This window comes from Roseateles sp. P5_E1 (assembly GCF_054049335.1).
Genome location: NZ_JBFUMN010000468.1, coordinates 1 through 524 on the forward strand (window position 1 = coordinate 1; position 524 = coordinate 524).

Consider the following 524-nt stretch of genomic DNA (forward strand, 5'->3'; position numbering starts at 1 on the left):
CGGTAGGCGTACGGCGGTGGCACGTGGTGGATGTTGAACGTCGCCGGATCCACCTGGTCGCGGGTGCGGCTGTCGCCGGACAGCGCCATCGCCATATGGCTGGCACCGTGGTACGAGCGGTCGCGCGCGATCACCGCGCCGCGCGGCCGGCGCGACGCCTGGCGCGCGATCTTCACCGCGTTCTCGTTGGCATCGGCGCCGCCGAGGGTGAAGTACACCCGCCCGCCCGCGAACCCCGACCGCTCCAGCAACGCCTGCGCCAGTTGCGCGCGCGGCTCCGCTCCCCACGCATTGGTGACGAAGCACAGACGTTCGGCTTGCGCGCGGATCGCCTCGACCAGGCGCGGATGCTGGTGCCCCAGGTTGCTGCACTCGGCGAGGCTGCTGAGGTCGAGGATCTCGCGGCCGTCGGCCAGATGCAGGCGCGCACCGCGTCCACCGACGACAGTCGGCGCGTCCCAGTCGGACTGGACCGACCAGCTGTGCAGCACGCAGTCGCGCTCGGCGATCTCCATCCGCTGTCC

At 71.8% G+C, this 524-nt stretch carries 1 protein-coding gene; it reads right to left on the reverse strand.

Annotated elements, in window-relative coordinates; all coding sequences use genetic code 11:
- The coding region (locus ACXJKJ_RS32135) for an aminotransferase class III-fold pyridoxal phosphate-dependent enzyme (protein ID WP_457395803.1) at positions 1-524 on the reverse strand (524 nt) is incomplete at both ends.